Annotated in this window: 13 protein-coding genes; 7 read left to right on the top strand and 6 right to left on the bottom strand. The window is 70.6% G+C overall.

Translation table 11 applies throughout. The annotated features are described in order from the left end of the window. Window positions 1-35 precede the first annotated feature (35 nt). The gene (locus ACN27F_RS18510) at window positions 36-791 is read left to right on the top strand and encodes a hypothetical protein (RefSeq protein WP_421435026.1); all 756 of its coding nucleotides are present in this window, start codon (window positions 36-38) and stop codon (window positions 789-791) included. 61 nt (window positions 792-852) lie between these two features. Here ACN27F_RS18510 and ACN27F_RS18505 read toward each other — a convergent pair whose 3' ends face one another. The 3 genes from ACN27F_RS18505 to ACN27F_RS18495 all read right to left on the bottom strand — a co-directional run bounded on the left by ACN27F_RS18505 (window position 853) and on the right by ACN27F_RS18495 (window position 5,554). Continuing rightward, window positions 853-2,076, bottom strand: a complete 1,224-nt coding sequence (locus ACN27F_RS18505; RefSeq protein ID WP_421435024.1) for a hypothetical protein — start codon at window positions 2,074-2,076, stop codon at window positions 853-855. Window positions 2,077-2,159: 83 nt separating this feature from the next. Further along, window positions 2,160-3,854, bottom strand: a complete 1,695-nt coding sequence (locus tag ACN27F_RS18500; RefSeq protein ID WP_421435022.1) for a GTPase — start codon at window positions 3,852-3,854, stop codon at window positions 2,160-2,162. Continuing rightward, entirely contained in the window at window positions 3,851-5,554 is a 1,704-nt protein-coding gene (locus tag ACN27F_RS18495) for an ABC transporter (RefSeq protein WP_421440292.1), read from the bottom strand. Before ACN27F_RS18495 ends, ACN27F_RS18500 begins: the two co-directional genes overlap by 4 nt. Before the next feature lie 332 nt (window positions 5,555-5,886). Here ACN27F_RS18495 and dnaK point away from each other — a divergent pair, with 332 nt between their 5' ends. The 5 genes from dnaK (at window position 5,887) to ACN27F_RS18470 (ending at window position 11,482) form a co-directional block, all read left to right on the top strand. Beyond that, window positions 5,887-7,812: a molecular chaperone DnaK gene (dnaK, locus tag ACN27F_RS18490; protein ID WP_421435020.1), complete on the top strand. Its 1,926-nt coding sequence runs from the start codon at window positions 5,887-5,889 to the stop codon at window positions 7,810-7,812. Between the two features lie 37 nt (window positions 7,813-7,849). Beyond that, on the top strand, window positions 7,850-8,812 hold the full coding sequence (gene grpE, locus ACN27F_RS18485; protein WP_421435018.1) for a nucleotide exchange factor GrpE: 963 nt from the start codon (window positions 7,850-7,852) through the stop codon (window positions 8,810-8,812). A gap of 109 nt (window positions 8,813-8,921) precedes the next feature. Next, entirely contained in the window at window positions 8,922-10,160 is a 1,239-nt protein-coding gene (gene dnaJ / locus ACN27F_RS18480; RefSeq protein WP_421435016.1) for a molecular chaperone DnaJ, read from the top strand. Between the two features lie 45 nt (window positions 10,161-10,205). Continuing rightward, window positions 10,206-10,676, top strand: a complete 471-nt coding sequence (locus tag ACN27F_RS18475) for a heat shock protein transcriptional repressor HspR (protein WP_421435013.1) — start codon at window positions 10,206-10,208, stop codon at window positions 10,674-10,676. A gap of 104 nt (window positions 10,677-10,780) precedes the next feature. Then, window positions 10,781-11,482, top strand: coding sequence for a hypothetical protein (locus ACN27F_RS18470; protein ID WP_421435012.1), 702 nt, complete (start codon window positions 10,781-10,783; stop codon window positions 11,480-11,482). Between the two features lie 39 nt (window positions 11,483-11,521). Here ACN27F_RS18470 and ACN27F_RS18465 read toward each other — a convergent pair whose 3' ends face one another. The 3 genes from ACN27F_RS18465 to ACN27F_RS18455 all read right to left on the bottom strand — a co-directional run bounded on the left by ACN27F_RS18465 (window position 11,522) and on the right by ACN27F_RS18455 (window position 13,807). Then, window positions 11,522-11,953: a hypothetical protein gene (locus ACN27F_RS18465; RefSeq protein WP_421435010.1), complete on the bottom strand. Its 432-nt coding sequence runs from the start codon at window positions 11,951-11,953 to the stop codon at window positions 11,522-11,524. A gap of 117 nt (window positions 11,954-12,070) precedes the next feature. Next, on the bottom strand, window positions 12,071-13,300 hold the full coding sequence (locus tag ACN27F_RS18460) for a cation:proton antiporter (protein WP_421435009.1): 1,230 nt from the start codon (window positions 13,298-13,300) through the stop codon (window positions 12,071-12,073). Window positions 13,301-13,306: 6 nt separating this feature from the next. Further along, the gene (locus ACN27F_RS18455; RefSeq protein WP_421435007.1) at window positions 13,307-13,807 is read right to left on the bottom strand and encodes a cation:proton antiporter regulatory subunit; all 501 of its coding nucleotides are present in this window, start codon (window positions 13,805-13,807) and stop codon (window positions 13,307-13,309) included. 174 nt (window positions 13,808-13,981) lie between these two features. Here ACN27F_RS18455 and clpB point away from each other — a divergent pair, with 174 nt between their 5' ends. Continuing rightward, entirely contained in the window at window positions 13,982-16,573 is a 2,592-nt protein-coding gene (gene clpB / locus ACN27F_RS18450) for an ATP-dependent chaperone ClpB (protein ID WP_421435004.1), read from the top strand. The last annotated feature ends 16 nt before the right edge of the window (window positions 16,574-16,589 follow it).

Here is a 16,589-nt window from a genome sequence, read left to right as displayed (position 1 = left end):
TGCGGTCGGCGAACGTACCGACGAGGAGTTCGACCGTGGCGCTGCACAGGGATCGTCCAGCCGAAACCGCCGGGGTGAGCGGCTCGGCGCGGCGGTTTGGCTTCGTGGTGTCGATGCTGGTGCTCACCGCGTCGTTGCCGATGCTGGTCACGCTCGGCGCCGGATCGGCGACGGTGACCGGCAACGGGCGAGTCACCGGCGCGGTGCCGGTCATCGACCATCCGGCGGGCGGCCCGATCGTCGTGCGTCCTGTCCCGACGACCGCGCCGCCCCGGCCGACCGCGACGTCAGGCCAGTCCAGCGCCGGCGGCGAGTCGGGTCGTACGGGCGACGATCCCTGGGACGCGCGCGGTGGTCGGGGCACCGGAAACGGCGGCGGGGCTTCCGGTGGCGGGGCACTTTCCGATCCGGTGCCGCTGCCTGGCCCGCCGGCACCTCAGGCTCCAAATCACGGTACGGGAAGCGAGCCGACGACACCCACGCCGGAACCGGATCCGTCCACCCCGCCACCTACCGTCGGGCCACCCGTCGATCCGGAGATCGATCCCGAGATCGATCCCGAGATCGACCCGGAGATCGATCCAGAAATCGACCCGGAGGTCGATCCGACAGTCAGCCCGTCGCCCTCGCCGGCAGTCAGCCCGTCGCCGACCACCAGTCCGTCGCCAACCGTCAGTCCGTCACCGACCAGCAGCCCGTCACCGGCCACCCCGTCGCTGGACCCGGGTGACACCGAGGCCTCCGCGTCGCCCACTCCCGCCGCTTCGGGGACACCGCAGCCATCGCCGTAGCCGACCGCGTCGACTGGTCGGGCCGGTCAGCGCACCCGGTGCGCCGCGGCGCCCGGTTTGCTCAGGTCTGGTCGTCGCCGAGCCGTTGCCGGTTCGCATCGATCCATGCGTCCAGGGCCTCGGGGTCGTTGACGTCGACACCCTCGGCGAGCAGTTGCGCGACGGCCGCGGTAGCCGGACTACGCCGTTCGCCGGTGGTGTACAACCGGACGAACTCCGGCACCATCTCGGCTATCGCGGCGTCGGTCTGGGCGATCGCGACAGCTGGCAGGCCGCGTCGCCGGCCGGCGTACGCCGCCCAGCCCCGCACCACAGCCGGCAGCATCGCGGCGTCGTCGATGTCGAGAACCGCCCGTCGGTGCACCCAGTCCAGCAGGAACATGCCGGCGACGGCCGGACTCCACCGCATCGGATCCGGGTCGAGCAGGCTTGCCGAGTGGTCGAGTACCAGGCTCAGGCAGAAATGTAGCGAGGCGAGGTCGGTGGTGCCGGCTGGATCGAGCCCGAAACGGCTCGCCTCCGGCGCGGCGAGGAACTCCCGTACCAGGATGGTCCGCTCGTCTGCGGGTAGCGGATCGTCCAGCGACGGGGCCACCGTCAGCGCTGGCGACGGGAGAACGGCGAGCCGGGCGCCGACCAGCGCCCGGTCGGTGGCCAGCGATCCCTCACTGGGTAGTTGACCGAGGCCGTCGGTGATCGCCAGATGCCGGCTCACCTCACCGCGTAGGGTGCGGGGATCCTCCTCACGGAACCAGGTCAGCTCGTCGTTGGCACACATCTCGCGGACCTGTCCGAGGATGCGCTCGGCGGGACCGCCCACGAAGACGTCCTTGGTGATGCCGATGTTGTGGTCGACGAGCGCCACCACGGCGTGCTCCGGTCCACCGCTGGCGTCGTCGTAGGCGAAGGTAGCCAGGTAGGACGTCTGGTCGCCGTACACGTCCCCGTAGGCGTAACTGCCGGTCAGATGTACCCGGCCGAGCTGGCCGGACCACGCCGGAACCGTTTTGCCGATCTTGACACTAGCCGCACCACACGCTTCAGGAACTAATCGGGCGAAAACGACACGTATCGTCGCGGCGGCAGCAGCCCTGCGGCGTGCGGTGGCGGACAGAAAACCGGCGACGAAATCGCGGACGGCGTCCGCCCGGTCGGTCTCGGCCACCGCGTACACACTGCCCAGGAGCGCGGCGCCGAGCATCTCCGCGTCGAGGGCACACTCCAGCTTGGTCACGTCACGGGCGGCGGCCAGCACCGCCTCGTAGGGGGTCTCAGGCGTGGCCATGATTCGACCCTACGCTGCTCAGCGGCTCGTGGCATCACCAGCGCGTTACATGTCGGCCACGCCCGGCGGCGGGCAGTCGTTTGTCAGCGAACTGACCGGACCTGGTCCAGCGCCTGGCGAGCGTCGGTGTACGCGGCCAGCACCGATCTGACCGGTCCGACCACGAGCCGGCGGGCGACCTCGGCGACCGCGTCGGTCAGCCGGTCCTCGGCCCGCCGCCGGGCACGCCGGGTGGCCCAACCGATGACCGGCCGGGCCAGCAAGCTGAGTAGCGCCCCACTGAGCAGACCGGCGAGCAGCAGCACCGTCGGCACCGGCAGGACGCCGACCACCGGGTAGTCCAGCGTCGGCAGGCCCAGCGTGCGGAGCCCGAAACCGGTCAGTAGCCAGCCGAGCCCTACCGCTGCGGTGAGCGTGACCAGCCATTGCAGGCCGCCGACGGCCCGCCACCACCCCGGCCGGTCAGCCAACCCCAGATCGGTGCCGGCAACCGCGCGGTCGAGCGCGTCAGGCAACTCCATCGTCTGTGACCGGGCCGCGGCAGCGACCGCGGTTGGCCACGGTCCAGGCAGCCGGCACCCGGCCTGTTCGGCGAGACTGCGTACGGCGAGGTCGACCGCGGCCCGCTGCGCTGCGGTCGGCTCCGGCAGCGAGGTCAACGGCAGCGCGACCGCGGCGCCCGGCGGTGACGCACCGGCCCGGCCGGCGAGCAGGTGCAGCCGTAGCAGCGGGTCCGGTCGCAGCTTGCGCCAGGCCCGCACGAGCGGCCAGCCGGTGGCGGCGCCGGCGCGCAGCCGGTACGCAGATCCGACCGCTTCGACGACCGTCGGCACGTTCGCCGCGGCTGCCAGCGCGGCGGTGAGCCGGCGGACACTGCCCCGGTTGATCTCCTCCTCGGCGCGTCCGGCCGGCCCGACCAGGTCGGCCAACCCGTCGGCGACCAGGTCCACGTCGCCGCAGAGGCGCCGCAGCGCGGCCTGCCGTTCGGCGACCGTACGTTCCAGCAGCCCGCGCAGTTCGGACAGGGCCGCCGGAACCAGCGCCGAGGTCGCCAACAGCGGGATTCCGGCGAGCCCGTCGTCGTCGAGCAACCGGCGCAGGTCGGTCATGAGCCGGGGCAGTTCGACCGCGTCGAGCCGGTCCGCCTGGTTGAGCACCACCACGGTGACTTCCCGGTTGCGGTGGAACTCCTGCAGGTAGCTGTGGTGCATGACCCGGTCGGCGTACTTCTGCGGATCGACCACCCAGACCACCAGGTCGACCAGACCGAGCAGCCGGTCGACCTCCAGCCGGTGACCGAACTCGACCGAATCGAAGTCTGGCAGGTCTAGCAGGACCAATCCGTGCAGACCCGTCTCGTCCGCACCGTCGAGCGGGCTTTCCCGTACGAACCGGTACCGGGGCAGCACGCCGACCCAGTCGAGCAGTTCCGCCGCGCCGTCGATCGATCCCCAGACGCAGGCGTGGGCGGAGCCGGTGGTCGGTCGGCGTACCCCGACCGGCGACAGGTCCAGACCGGCGAGGGCGTTGAAGATGCTCGACTTGCCGCTGCCGGTGGCCCCGGCCAGTGCCACCACGGTGTGTTCCCGGGACAGCGCCAACCTGGCCCCGGCCCGCTCCACCAGGGTGTGCGCCGCGCCGAGCCGTTCGTCTGGCACGTGCCCGTCGGCGGCGCGCAAAAACCGGCCCAGTGCGTCGAGGCGGTCGACGAGCAGGCCGGCGTCGACCTGCGGCTCGCCCCGCACCGCGTCGCGGATCCGGCTCAGGAACCCGGTCATGCGACCGCCCCTGGCAGCGTGCCGGGCAGCCGGTACGGCGTATCGCCGGCAAGGCCGGCGACGGCCCGGGCCTGCTCGACTTCGACCGCGGCGGCGCGCAGCCGCTCGCCCGCCGCTGCCGTACCGCCACGCTCCGGCACGGCGGCGCCGATCCGCCGTAGGTACCGGTCGGCCTCGTCGCGCAGCAGTACGTGAATCCGGGTGAGCAAACCGTCACGGGAGCGGTTCGCCAGGGCCCGGATCGCCTGGTCGCCGAAGATCGCCTCGAGAACCTTCTGCGCGGCTACGGTGGTGCCGCCGGCGGCGGCGATCTCCAGGCCGGTCGGCACGAAGGCGGTCGACGCGAACACCGCGATCATGACCGCCAGGCCGGTGGCGTTCACCGCGTACGCGGCGGTGCGGGCGACGAACCGCTTGTCGCCGGCCTCGGTACGGACCAGTTCGACCACGTCGCGTTGCCAGTCGCGGACCAGTCGCTCGGCCCGCTCGGACAGCTCGTCGGCGGGTCGGGCCAGGTCCGGGACGAGCAGCGCGGCTCCGGCGGGATGCGCCTGCCAGCCCACGTACGCCGCGTCGGCGGCTTGGGCGGCGGTGCCCCGGATGAGCGTGACCAGTTGCGACTCGATGGCGCTACGCAGTTGGGTGGCGGGCGCGGGGCGGCCGGTGACGGCGCTGACGATCCGATCGCATAGCCGGCCGACCTGAGCTTCCAGCGACCGGAACAGCTCGCCGGTGCCGACGAAATCCTGCCACCGCCCGAGCACCTCGCCGCGTAGCAGCCGGCCGTCCTGTACCGCCTGTTCGGCACTACGCCCGGCATTGCGGTAGGCCGCGCGTACCCGTTCGGTGAGCGCCCGAGCCGCGTCGACCTGGTCGTCGGCGGCGACGGCGAGCCCTTCGACGGCGGGCGCCAGCGCGCCCAGCGCACCGTCGAGGGTCTGTCGGACCACCGCGGCGCGGGCCGTGGCATCACCGGCCAGCCGGCCGAACCAGTCCCGGATCCCGGTGGTGGCCGGCTCCGGCAGCAGCCCTTGTCCGTCGACCGTGGTCTCCGGCACCACGAAGATCGGCACGTCGCCGAGGTCGTATCCGGTGAGCATCTCGCGTAGGTGCGTGCTGATCTCGTCGACCGCATCGGGTGCCACCCGGTCCAGTACCAGCGCCACCATGGTGCCGCGCAGCTGGGCGGTCTGCAGCAGTTGCCAGGGGACCGCGTCGGCGTACCGCGCCGCGGTCGTGACGAACAGCCACAGATCGGCGGCGGCGAGCAGCTGCACGGCGAGCGCCCGGTTGCTGTCGACCACCGAGTCGATGTCCGGGGCGTCGAGGAAGGCCAGGCCCGGGGCCAGGGCCGGAGCGGCCACCAGCTGCAGCGCACCGGGAGTGTCGGTGGGGCCGGCGGTGCGGGTGAAGCCGGGTAGCAGGTCGCCCTGACGGAACCACGCGGCGTCCGCCGGGTGGCTGACCAGTACCGGTGAGCGGGTGGTCGGCCGCAGTACGCCGGTGGCGCTGACCCGGGCCTGGACCAGGCTGTTCACCAGGGTCGACTTGCCGGCACCGGTGGAACCGCCGACCACCACGAGCAGGGGCGCGTCCAGCCGGGTGAGCCGGGGTAGCAGGTAGTCGTCGAGTTGGGCGAGTAGCCCGGCGCCGACCTCCCGCGCTTCGTCGGCGGACGGCAGCGCCAGCGGGTACTCCATCGCGGCGATTGCGGAGCGTAGTCGCGTCAGCGCGCCGGGGAGTCCTGGTGGGCCGGGGCTGGGCGCGGCCGATTCGCCCTGCGTGGTCACGGGTAAAGCGTGCCTGATCTATGCATCACAAACAACCTGAACGGGTCCGGCGTGGCTCGCCGACCGGATGATGATTGACGGTCGCGGCGCAGGTCGGGGCGGTGGTTGCGCCTCCCCGACTCAACCTGACTTGACGATGTCTGTGATCGTGGCAGTATTGAGTCAACTCCACTCAACTTGTGGTGGGTGTGCGGCGGGCGGTGCCCCGGCACCTGCTCTAGGAACGAAGCGAGGAAGCGACTATGGCACGTGCGGTCGGTATCGACCTGGGCACGACGAACTCCTGCGTCAGTGTGCTGGAGGGTGGTGAGCCTACCGTCATCGCCAACGCGGAAGGTTCGCGGACCACTCCCTCGATCGTCGCCTTCGCCCGCAACGGCGAGGTGCTCGTCGGCGAGGTCGCCAAGCGGCAGGCGGTGACGAACCCGGACCGGACGATCCGGTCGGTCAAGCGGGAGATCGGCACCAACTGGACCGTCGACATCGACGGCAAAAAGTACACGCCGCAGGAGATCTCCGCCCGTACCCTGATGAAGCTCAAGCGCGACGCCGAGGCCTACCTGGGCGAGCGGATCACCGACGCGGTGATCACCGTGCCGGCGTACTTCAACGACGCGCAGCGGCAGGCGACCAAGGAAGCCGGCGAGATCGCCGGATTCAACGTGCTGCGGATCGTCAACGAGCCGACCGCGGCGGCGCTCGCCTACGGCCTGGACAAGGGCTCCAAGGAGCAGACCGTCCTGGTCTTCGACCTCGGTGGTGGCACCTTCGACGTCTCCCTGCTGGAGCTCGGCGAGGGCGTCATCGAGGTCAAGTCGACCAGCGGTGACAACCACCTCGGTGGTGACGACTGGGACCAGCGGATCATCGACCATCTGGTGAAGACCTTCCGCGGCCAGCACGGCGTGGACCTCGCCCAGGACAAGATGGCGATGCAGCGGCTGCGCGAAGCGGCCGAAAAGGCCAAGATCGAGTTGTCCGCGGCGACCACCACCAGCATCAACCTGCCCTACATCACCGCCGGACCGGCCGGTGCGGACGGCGCTCCGTCGGCGCCGCTGCACCTCGACGTCACCCTGACCCGGGCCGAGTTCCAGCGGATGACGCAGGACCTGCTGGACCGCTGCAAGGGCCCCTTCGAGCAGGCGATCAAGGACGCCGGGGTCAAGCTCTCCGACGTCGACCACGTGATCCTGGTCGGCGGCTCCACCCGGATGCCGGCCGTGTCCGACCTGGTCAAGCAGCTCACCGGGCGGGAGCCGAACAAGGGCGTCAACCCCGACGAGGTGGTCGCGGTCGGTGCGGCGTTGCAGGCCGGCGTGCTCAAGGGCGAGGTCAAGGACGTCCTGCTGCTCGACGTGACCCCGCTGAGCCTGGGCATCGAGACCAAGGGCGGCATCTTCACCAAGCTGATCGAGCGCAACACCACCATTCCCACCAAGCGCTCCGAGGTGTTCACCACCGCCGACGACAACCAGCCGTCGGTGCTGATCCAGGTCTTCCAGGGCGAGCGGGACATCGCCGCGTACAACAAGAAGCTCGGTACCTTCGAGCTGACCGGGCTGCCCCCGGCGCCGCGCGGCGTGCCGCAGATCGAGGTCACCTTCGACATCGACGCCAACGGCATCGTCCACGTCAACGCCAAGGACCTGGGCACCGGCAAGGAGCAGTCGATGACCATCACCGGCGGCTCGGCGCTGCCGAAGGATGACATCGAGCGGATGATGCGCGACGCGCAGGAACACGCCGACGAGGACAAGCGGCGCCGGGAAGAGGCGGAGACCCGCAACCTCGCCGAGCAGCTGCAGTGGCAGACCGAGAAGTTCCTCGCCGAGAGCGGCGACAAGCTGCCGGCCGACTCGCGCGACCAGATGAACGAGGCACTCGGCGACCTGCGCAGCGCACTGGCCGGCAGCGACATCGAGAAGATCCGGTCCGCGCACGAGAAGCTCGCCCAGGTTTCCCAGCAGGCCGGGTCGACCCTTTACGCCCAGCAGGCCGAGCAGCAGGGCCAGGCCGGCGGTGCGGGTGGTCCTGGCGCGGCCGGCCCGGGTGCGGGCGGTCCGGGTGCGGGCGGTCCGGGCGCGGGTGGTGCCGGTGCGACCGGTGCCGCCGCCGGCCCGGACGATGTGGTGGACGCGGAAATCGTCGAGGACGACAAGAAGTGACCCTTGCTCGAACTGCCGTACACAGCGAGGTAGCCGCATGACGGACAAGCCACGAGCCGCCGACCCGGCAGTTGCCGGGTCGGCGCCGGGTGGCAAGGCGGCGGGCGGTCCAGCCGACGGGCAGGCCACCGAGCGCCTGGTCATTCGGGACAAGCGGAGGATCGACCCGACGGGTACGCGTACCCGGTCCGCCCGCCACGCCGCGGCCGATCCGGCGGATGCGCAAGCCTCCACTGACCAACGCACTGCCGCCGGGCGGCACGCCCGGCGGGCTCCGGAGGAGGAGCCTGTGAGTCCGCAAGCCAACGGCAGCCAGTCCGACCAGGTGGCCGCGAGCACCACCCCGGCGACCCAGGCCGAGCCGGCCGCCACCGAGCCGGCCAGCGCCGAGCCGGCCGCCACCGAGCCGGCGGTCGAGCCGGAGACCTCGGACGCGGCTGTCGTGGACGAGCCGGTCACCGGCGAGGTGGTCGAGCCGGCCGAGGTGCTGGACGGGCAGCCATCCGCCGAACCGCAGGCCACCGCACGTGGCGCTGCGGCCGGTGACACCGGTGCCGGCGCGCTCGGCGCCGAACTCGAGGCACTGCGCGCCGACCTCGACGAACGGACCCGGGACCTACAGCGGGTCACCGCCGAGTACGCCAATTACCGCAAGCGGGTCGACCGCGACCGGGGGCTGGTGTCCGAGCAGGCCACCGGGGCGGTACTCGCCGCCCTGCTGCCGATCCTCGACGACCTGGACCGGGCCCGCGAGCACGGGGACCTGGTCGGGCCGTTCGGCACCGTCGCCGAACAGCTCAACACTGCGCTCGGCAAGTTCGGACTGACACCCTTCGGTGAGAAGGGCGACCCGTTCGATCCGACCCGGCACGAGGCCGTGGCGCATCAGACGTCGGCTGAGGTGACCGAGCCCACCTGCGTCGATGTGATGCGACGCGGCTACCTGCTCGGTGACCGGCTGCTCCGGCCGGCGCTGGTCGCCGTCGCAGACCCGGAGTGACCGCTGGCCGCCCCGGGCCGGCGGTCAGCAGGACGTCTGGCGGCGGGGCACCGGCCGTGCCCCGCCGCCAGGGCGGTGGCACAGCGGTGATGAACGGGAGGAGGATCGGGTGAGTTCCAAGGACTGGCTGGAGAAGGACTTCTACGCCGTGCTGGGGGTGCCCAAGTCGGCCTCCGCCGAGGACATCAAGAAGGCGTACCGCAAGCTCGCCCGCGAACTGCACCCGGATCACAATCCCGGCAACTCGGTGTCCGAAGAGCGGTTCAAAGCTGTCTCCGAGGCGTACAACGTGCTCGCCGACGAGCGTAAGCGCACGGAGTACGACGAGGTGCGTTCCCTGTTCGGCTCGGGAGCGTTCCGCCGGGGTGCCCGTGGCGCCGGCCCGGGCGGTGGGTTCGATCCGTCCGACCTGTTCGGCGGCTTCGCCGGGGCCGGTGCTGGCACGGCCGCCGGGGATCGCCGCTTCGGCGGGGCCGGGTTCTCCGACATCTTCAGTTCGATCTTCTCCGGTGGCACCGGTGGGATGCGCACCCGGGGGCCGGCCCGGGGCCGGGACGTCGAGGCCGAGGTGGTGCTGGACTTCGCGTCCGCCGTCCGCGGCACGACGGTTCCGCTGAGCCTGCGCGCACCCGGCGTCTGTGAGACCTGCCACGGCAACGGGGCCAAACCGGGCACCGCGCCGCGTACCTGCCCTACCTGTGCCGGGTCCGGCCTCACCACCCGCAACCAGGGTTCGTTCAGCTTTTCCGAGCCATGCCGCGACTGCCAGGGTGTGGGGACGATCGTCGACGAGAAGTGCCCGGAGTGCCTTGGCACCGGCGGGGTCACCAAGACCCGTACGCTGAACGTGCGGTTCCCGCCCGGGGTGGCCGACGGCCAGCGGATCCGCCTCGCGGGTCGGGGCGAGCCGGGCGATCGTGGCGGGCCGGCCGGTGACCTGTACGTGCTGGTCAAGGTGCGCAGGGACGAGTTGTTCGGCCGCACCGGTGACGATCTCACCTTGACCGTGCCGATCACTTTCGCCGAAGCGGTGCTCGGCACCGACCTGCGGGTGCCGACCATGGATGGCTCGGTCACCCTTCGGGTGCAGCCCGGAACGCCGAGTGGGCGCACGCTGCGGGCTCGGGGCAAGGGCGTGCCACGCCGCGACGGCACTTCCGGTGACCTTCTGGTTACCGTCGAGGTGGTCGTCCCGGCTACCGTTGACGACACGGCACGTCAGGCGCTGCACACCTTCGCCGAACACGCTCCGGGCGCGGACCGGGAACAGCTCGCCGCTCGGGTGCGCCGCAACGACGAGCAAACGCCAGCGCCGCATGAGGGACAGGGCGCTCAGCGCCGTAAATGAGGGACAGGGCGCTCAGCGCCGTAAATGAGGGACAGGTGAGCGAGGGTGGATGAAGAGCTGACGATCTCGTTCGAGGCTGCCTCCGACGCCAAGGTCCTGATCATTTCGGTGGCGGCGCGGATGGCCGGTATGCACCCGCAGACCCTGCGTCAGTACGACCGGTTGGGCTTGGTGCAGGCGGGCCGCGCCACCGGTGGCGGGCGCCGATACAGCGTGCGTGACGTGGTGCTGTTGCGTGAGGTGCAGCGGCTCAGCCAGGACGACGGGGTGAATCTCGCCGGCATCAAGCAGATCATCGGTCTGGAGCAGTTCGTCGGCGAACTGCAGCAGCGGGTGGAGGCGATGGAGGCCGAACTCGCGGCGGCGTACCAGCGGATCGCCGAACTGGAGGCGATGGCGCCCTTCCCTCGCCGTGATCTGGTGCCGACCAGCCGCACCTCGACCGCGCTGGTCGTGTGGCGCCCACAGCGACGCGACCGGGGTCGTCCGGCCGCGGCCGGCGGCGTGACGGACTAGCGCGGCTGTCCATCGACGCACACCGGTCCGGGCAGGTGGTCGTGGACAGTGCCCCGTTCCCCGGAATTGCCCCTTAAGGGGGTAATTCCGGCTTACTGTGGCTTATGACCAGTACTCGGGCGAAGATCCGGCACGTGATCGGCGACCAACGGATCATCCGTGCCCAACGGCTGATCGCTCCGACCGTACGCCGGAACCTGACCATGCTGGCCAGGATCTACGACACCGACAAGGCACGCGGCCACGGCTACGCGGCCCTGTACGAACGGCACCTCGGCCCGCTGCGAGACCGACCAATCACGTTGCTGGAGATCGGTGTAGGCGGCTACGAGTCGCCTACCTGGGGCGGCGCGTCACTTCGCACGTGGCGTGACTACTTCCACCGTGGCCAGATCCACGGACTCGACATCGCCGAGAAGCACATCGTCGAGCCGCGTATCCAGATACACCAGGGCGACCAGTCCGACCAGGCCTACCTGCGCGACCTCGCGCGGCGATACGGGCCGTTCGACGTCATCGTCGATGACGGCAGCCATGTCAACGCACACATCCAGGCGTCGTTCGAAGCGCTCTTCGTCGATCATGTCCGACGATCCGGCTTCTACGTCATCGAGGACATGTCGACGGCCTATCTCGACGAGTACGGTGGCGGCCCGCCCGGGCATCCCGGCAGGTCCGTCGACCTGGTCCAGGATCTGTGCGACGACGTGAACCGGCGGCACTGGGCCGGCTGGACCGGTCGGGCAGCCCGTCCGGTCCAGGCACTGCACGTCTACGAAAAGATCGCGTTCATCCAGCGTGGCTGACTGACGGGTGGACAGCTGACTGATCCGCGGCTCCCGGGCTCAGCTCAACCGGCGGGACTTGCGGACCAGGCCGCCCTCGCACCAGTCGTGGTAGTCGAACAGTTGCGGCTTGGCCAGCAGCACGCGGGTGTTGTGCGCCCAGGTGGCCATCAGCTCGTCGCCGTTCTGCTCGGCCTGCTCGACGAGCCTGCGCAGCCGGCGTTTGGGGTGGGCCCGGAAGTTGGTCCGGATGCCGTCGGCGGCATAGATGTAGAGGCAGTGCAGGGCGAACCGGCGGGCCGGGCAGGTCTGGTCCATCGCCAGGTCGAACAGCGTGGGGACCAGCCGGTCCCCGGAGACGAGCAGGTCCCAGTCCTGCGGCATCGACTGCAGCGGCACCGAGTCGGGCTGGTAAGCCCAAGCGCGCAACTCGCCGGGCGACGGGTCCACCGGGTTGGCGAAGCCGCGGAACGCCGACTCTTGCACGCTCAACGGGCGACCTCCGGTCCGCGGCCACGGGCCGTTGTCGGGCCCCAGGCCTACCACTAGCTACTGCCGCGCCACGGTAACGTGTCGCACGATGATCAGGGAAGGTCTCGGACGTGCCATTCACGAGGCCGTGACCTGTTGCTCCTCCGTCGTCGGCTGCTCGTCGACGGCAGGTCGCGACCTGCGGCGTTGCCGCAGCCGTCGTTTGAACCATCCGGTGTCCGGGATTCGGGCGAGCACCGGACCGGTCACCACCGTGATCAACACGTACGCGGTGGCCAGCGGCGCGAGCGCCGGCTCGATGCCGGCACTGCCCACCGCCAGGCCGGCGATCACGATAGAGAATTCACCGCGGGGCATCAGCGCCAAGCCGGCCCGCCACCGGCCGGGCGCGGCGATGCCGGCCCGTCGGGCGGCGAGATAGCCGGTGAGTACCTTGGTGGCCATCGTCGCGGCTGCCAGCGCCAGCGCCGGCAGCAGCACCGGCGGGATGTCCCGGGGGTCGGTCACCAGCCCGAAGAAGACGAAGAACACGGCGGCGAAGACGTCCCGCAGCGGGGTCAGTAGCTCGGTCGCGCTGTGCGCGACCTGCCCGGACAGCGCGATGCCGACCAGGAACGCCCCGACCGCGGCGGAGACCTGCAACTCGGCGGCGATCCCGGCTACCAACAGGGTCAACCCGAGCACACCGAGCAGCAACGACTCCGGATCCCGTACCGAGAGCATGGCGGAGATGGCGTGCCCGAACTTGATCGCCACCAGTAGCACGAGGGTGACCGTGGTGACCGCGATGGCGACCGCGACGCTGCCGGAAGCGATCCCGGCGCCGATCAGCACGGCACTGAGCACCGGCAGGTAGAACGCCATCGCCAGGTCCTCGACGACCAGGATCGACAGGATCACCGGAGTTTCGCGGTTACCCAACCGGCCGAGGTCGCCGAGCAACTTGGCGATCACACCCGAGGACGAGATCCAGGTGATGCCGGCGAGCACCACGGCCGCGGTCGGTCCCCAGCCCAGCAGCAGCGCGAACGCCGCGCCGGGCAGCGCGTTGAGCAGTGCGTCGATCAGGCCGGCGGGGGCCGCTCGGCGCAGGTTGCCGACCAGTTCGTTGGCCGAGTACTCCAGGCCGAGCATGACCAGCAGCAGCACCACGCCGATCTCCGCACCGACCGCGAAGAACTCCTGGATGTCATGCAACGGAAGCAGCCCGCCGTGGCCGAAGAAGAGCCCGGCGAGCAGATAGAGCGGGATGGGAGAGAGTCCGTAGCGCCGGGCAAGGCGGCTCAACAGACCGAGGAGCAGCAGTAACGCGCCGAGTTCGATCAGCAGCAGGGCGCTGGAGTGCATGGCGGCTCAGCCGTCGGGATCGTCGTTGGCGAGGATGCCGCCGACGCCGTCCAGTCCGGCCCGGGTGCCGACCACCACGACGACATCGCCGGCGGTGAACCGGAACGACGGCCCCGGGGAGGCGAGGACCTCGCGGTCGCGCAGCACCGCCACGATCGATGCGCCAGTGCGGGTGCGGGTCTTGGTGTCGCCGAGCGTACGGCCGACGAACGGGGAACCGGCGGCGATCGCCACCTGCTCGGTGAGCAGCCCGGCGGCTTGATCACGCAGCCCGGCGAGCTGGCTGAGCATCAGCGAGGCGCCGAGGATGTCGGCCAGCGCCTCGGCTTCGGCGTCGGTCAGCGGGATGTCCGCGTCGCTGGCATCCGGATCGTCCTCGTCGTAGAGGACCAGATCGCGCCGTCCTGACCGGTGACTCACCACGCCGATGCGTCGGCCGGATTCGGTGAGCAGATCGTGGCGTACCCCGATCCCGGGCAGGTCCACCTGTTCCACACGTGCTCGCACACCGTCCACGCTACGCCGGTCCGGGTGGGCGGGATCAGTCCGGTGCACCGGCTGGAAACGAAAGTTCCACCGGCGGTGACCCAGCCAGGACTCGCCGACTGAAGTTGAGTGGAATAGACTCAAGTCTGGTGGTGTCCTTTACCAGTGGACCGACCTGCCGGAACAGGGGAGCACATGAACGCCGAACGCCTTACCACCAAGAGTCGCGAAGTCATCACCGCCGCGGTCGCCGTCGCCAGCCAGCGGGGGCACGCCACGGTCGAGCCGTGGCACTTGCTGCTCTCCCTGCTGGACACCGGCGGATCCACCGCCGGCAGCCTGCTGCGCGCCGTGGGCGCCAATCCGGTCGAGATCCGCCGGACCGCCGTACGGACGGTGGAGGACCTGCCCGCCGCCCGCGGATCCAGCGTCGCCGAGCCGAGCCTGTCCCGCGAGTTCGCCAACGCGATCGGCGCGGCCGAGCAGATCGCCCGCCCGCTCGGCGACGAGTACACCTCGACCGAGCACCTGCTGGCCGGCCTGGCCCGGGTCGGTGGGGCGGTCGCTCAACTACTCAAGACCGCCGGTGCCACCGAGGAGAACCTGGTCGCCGCGTTCCCGTCGGTGCGCGGTGGGGACCGACGGGTCACCACCGCCGATCCGGAGCAGACCTACCAGGCCCTGGAGAAGTACGGCGTCGACCTGACCGCCAGCGCCCGGGACGGCAAGATCGATCCGGTGATCGGCCGGGACGCCGAGATCCGCCGGGTGATCCAGGTGCTCTCCCGACGTACGAAGAACAACCCGGTGCTGATCGGCGAGCCTGGCGTCGGCAAGACCGCGATCGTGGAGGGACTCGCCCAGCGTATCGTCGCGGGCGACGTGCCCGAGTCACTGCGTGACAAGCGGCTGGTCTCGCTCGACCTCAGCGCGATGGTCGCCGGCGCGCAGTACCGCGGCCAGTTCGAGGAGCGGCTCAAGTCGGTGCTGGAGGAGATCAAGGGCTCCGACGGCCAGGTGATCACCTTCCTCGACGAGTTGCACACCGTGGTCGGTGCCGGCAAGGGCGAGGGCTCGATGGACGCAGGCAACATGCTCAAGCCGATGCTGGCCCGAGGCGAGCTGCGGATGGTCGGTGCGACCACGCTCGACGAGTACCGCGAGCACATCGAGAAGGATCCGGCGCTGGAGCGCCGGTTCCAGCCGGTGCTGGTCGGCGAGCCGACCGTGGAGGACACCATCGGCATCCTGCGTGGGCTCAAGGAGCGTTACGAGGTGCACCACGGGGTGCGGATCACCGACGCCGCCCTGGTCGCCGCCGCCAGCCTGTCGGACCGCTACATCACCGACCGGTTCCTGCCGGACAAGGCGATCGACCTGGTCGACGAGTCCGCCTCCCGGCTGCGAATGGAGATCGACTCCCGGCCGGTCGAGGTGGACGAGATCGAGCGTGCCGTCCGCCGGCTGGAGATCGAAGAGATGGCGCTGGCCAAGGAGCCGGATCCGGGCTCGGCGCAGCGCCTCGACCGGTTGCGCAAGGAGTTGGCGGACAAGCGCGAGCAGCTGACCGCGCTCAGCGACCGCTGGAAACTGGAAAAGGAGCACATCACCCGCATCTCCACCGCCCGCGAGGAGCTGGAACGCCTCGGCGGCGAGGCCGAGCGCGCCGAGCGCGACGGCGAGCTGGAACGAGCCGCCGAGCTGCGCTACGGCCGGATCCCGGCGCTGCAAGCCGAACTCGCCCGCGCCGAGACCGAGTTGGCCGCGCTACAGGCCGACGGCGCCATGCTCACCGAGGAGATCGGGGCGGACGACATCGCCGCGGTGGTAGCCGCCTGGACCGGCATTCCCGCCGGTCGGCTGATGGAGGGCGAGACCGCCAAGCTGCTGCGAATGGAGGAGTCGCTGGCCGCCCGGGTGGTCGGGCAGCGCCAGGCGGTGGCCGCGGTCTCCGACGCGGTCCGGCGGGCCAGGGCCGGCGTCGCCGACCCGGACCGTCCGACCGGCAGCTTCCTCTTCCTCGGGCCGACCGGTGTCGGCAAGACCGAGCTGGGCAAGGCACTCGCGGAGTTCCTGTTCGACGACGAGCGGGCCATGGTTCGCATCGACATGAGCGAGTACGCCGAGAAGCACTCGGTAGCCCGGTTGGTCGGTGCCCCGCCCGGCTACGTCGGCTACGAGGAGGGCGGTCAGCTGACCGAGGCGGTACGCCGTCGGCCGTACTCGGTGATCCTGCTCGACGAGGTGGAGAAGGCCCATCCGGACGTCTTCGACGTACTGCTGCAGGTGCTCGACGACGGCCGGCTCACCGACGGCCAGGGCCGTACGGTGGACTTCCGCAACGCGATCCTGATCCTCACCTCCAACCTCGGCTCGACGTTGATCAACGATCCGACGTTGACCGAGGAACAGCGGCGCGAGGCGGTGCTCGCCGTGGTCCGAGCACACTTCAAGCCGGAGTTCCTCAACCGGTTGGACGACATCGTCGTGTTCGCCATGCTCGGTGGCGACGAGCTGCGATCCATCGTGGACATTCAGCTGGACCGGATGCGGCGGCGGCTGGCCGACCGGCGGCTGACGTTGCAGGTCAGCGAGTCCGCCCGAGGTTGGCTCGCCGAGCACGGCTACGACCCGATCTACGGGGCCCGGCCGCTGCGCCGGTTGGTGCAGTCCGCGATCGGCGACCAGTTGGCGCGGGCACTGCTCGCCGGCGACGTGCGTGACGGTGACACCGTCCAGGTCGATCTCGCCGACGACAAGGAAGGGTTGATGGTGAGGGTCGCCTGATCGGCGTCAATGTGTT

The organism is Solwaraspora sp. WMMB335 (assembly GCF_049179075.1).
In the GTDB taxonomy this organism is placed as follows: Bacteria; Actinomycetota; Actinomycetes; order Mycobacteriales; family Micromonosporaceae; genus Micromonospora_E.
The sequence above is the reverse complement of the archived record's forward strand: the minus strand, read 5'-3'. Positions and strand labels throughout refer to the sequence as shown.

What these genes read in the sequence shown, in the direction of transcription:
- ACN27F_RS18505 (WP_421435024.1), bottom strand. Translation starts at nt 2,076, where the DNA reads ATGGCCACGCCTGAGACCCCCTACGAGGCGGTGCTGGCCGCCGCCCGT.
- ACN27F_RS18500 (WP_421435022.1), bottom strand. Translation starts at nt 3,854, where the DNA reads ATGACCGGGTTCCTGAGCCGGATCCGCGACGCGGTGCGGGGCGAGCCG.
- ACN27F_RS18495 (WP_421440292.1), bottom strand. Translation starts at nt 5,554, where the DNA reads ATGGAGTACCCGCTGGCGCTGCCGTCCGCCGACGAAGCGCGGGAGGTC.
- dnaK (WP_421435020.1), top strand. Translation starts at nt 5,887, where the DNA reads ATGGCACGTGCGGTCGGTATCGACCTGGGCACGACGAACTCCTGCGTC.
- grpE (WP_421435018.1), top strand. Translation starts at nt 7,850, where the DNA reads ATGACGGACAAGCCACGAGCCGCCGACCCGGCAGTTGCCGGGTCGGCG.
- ACN27F_RS18470 (WP_421435012.1), top strand. Translation starts at nt 10,781, where the DNA reads ATGACCAGTACTCGGGCGAAGATCCGGCACGTGATCGGCGACCAACGG.
- ACN27F_RS18460 (WP_421435009.1), bottom strand. Translation starts at nt 13,300, where the DNA reads ATGCACTCCAGCGCCCTGCTGCTGATCGAACTCGGCGCGTTACTGCTG.
- clpB (WP_421435004.1), top strand. Translation starts at nt 13,982, where the DNA reads ATGAACGCCGAACGCCTTACCACCAAGAGTCGCGAAGTCATCACCGCC.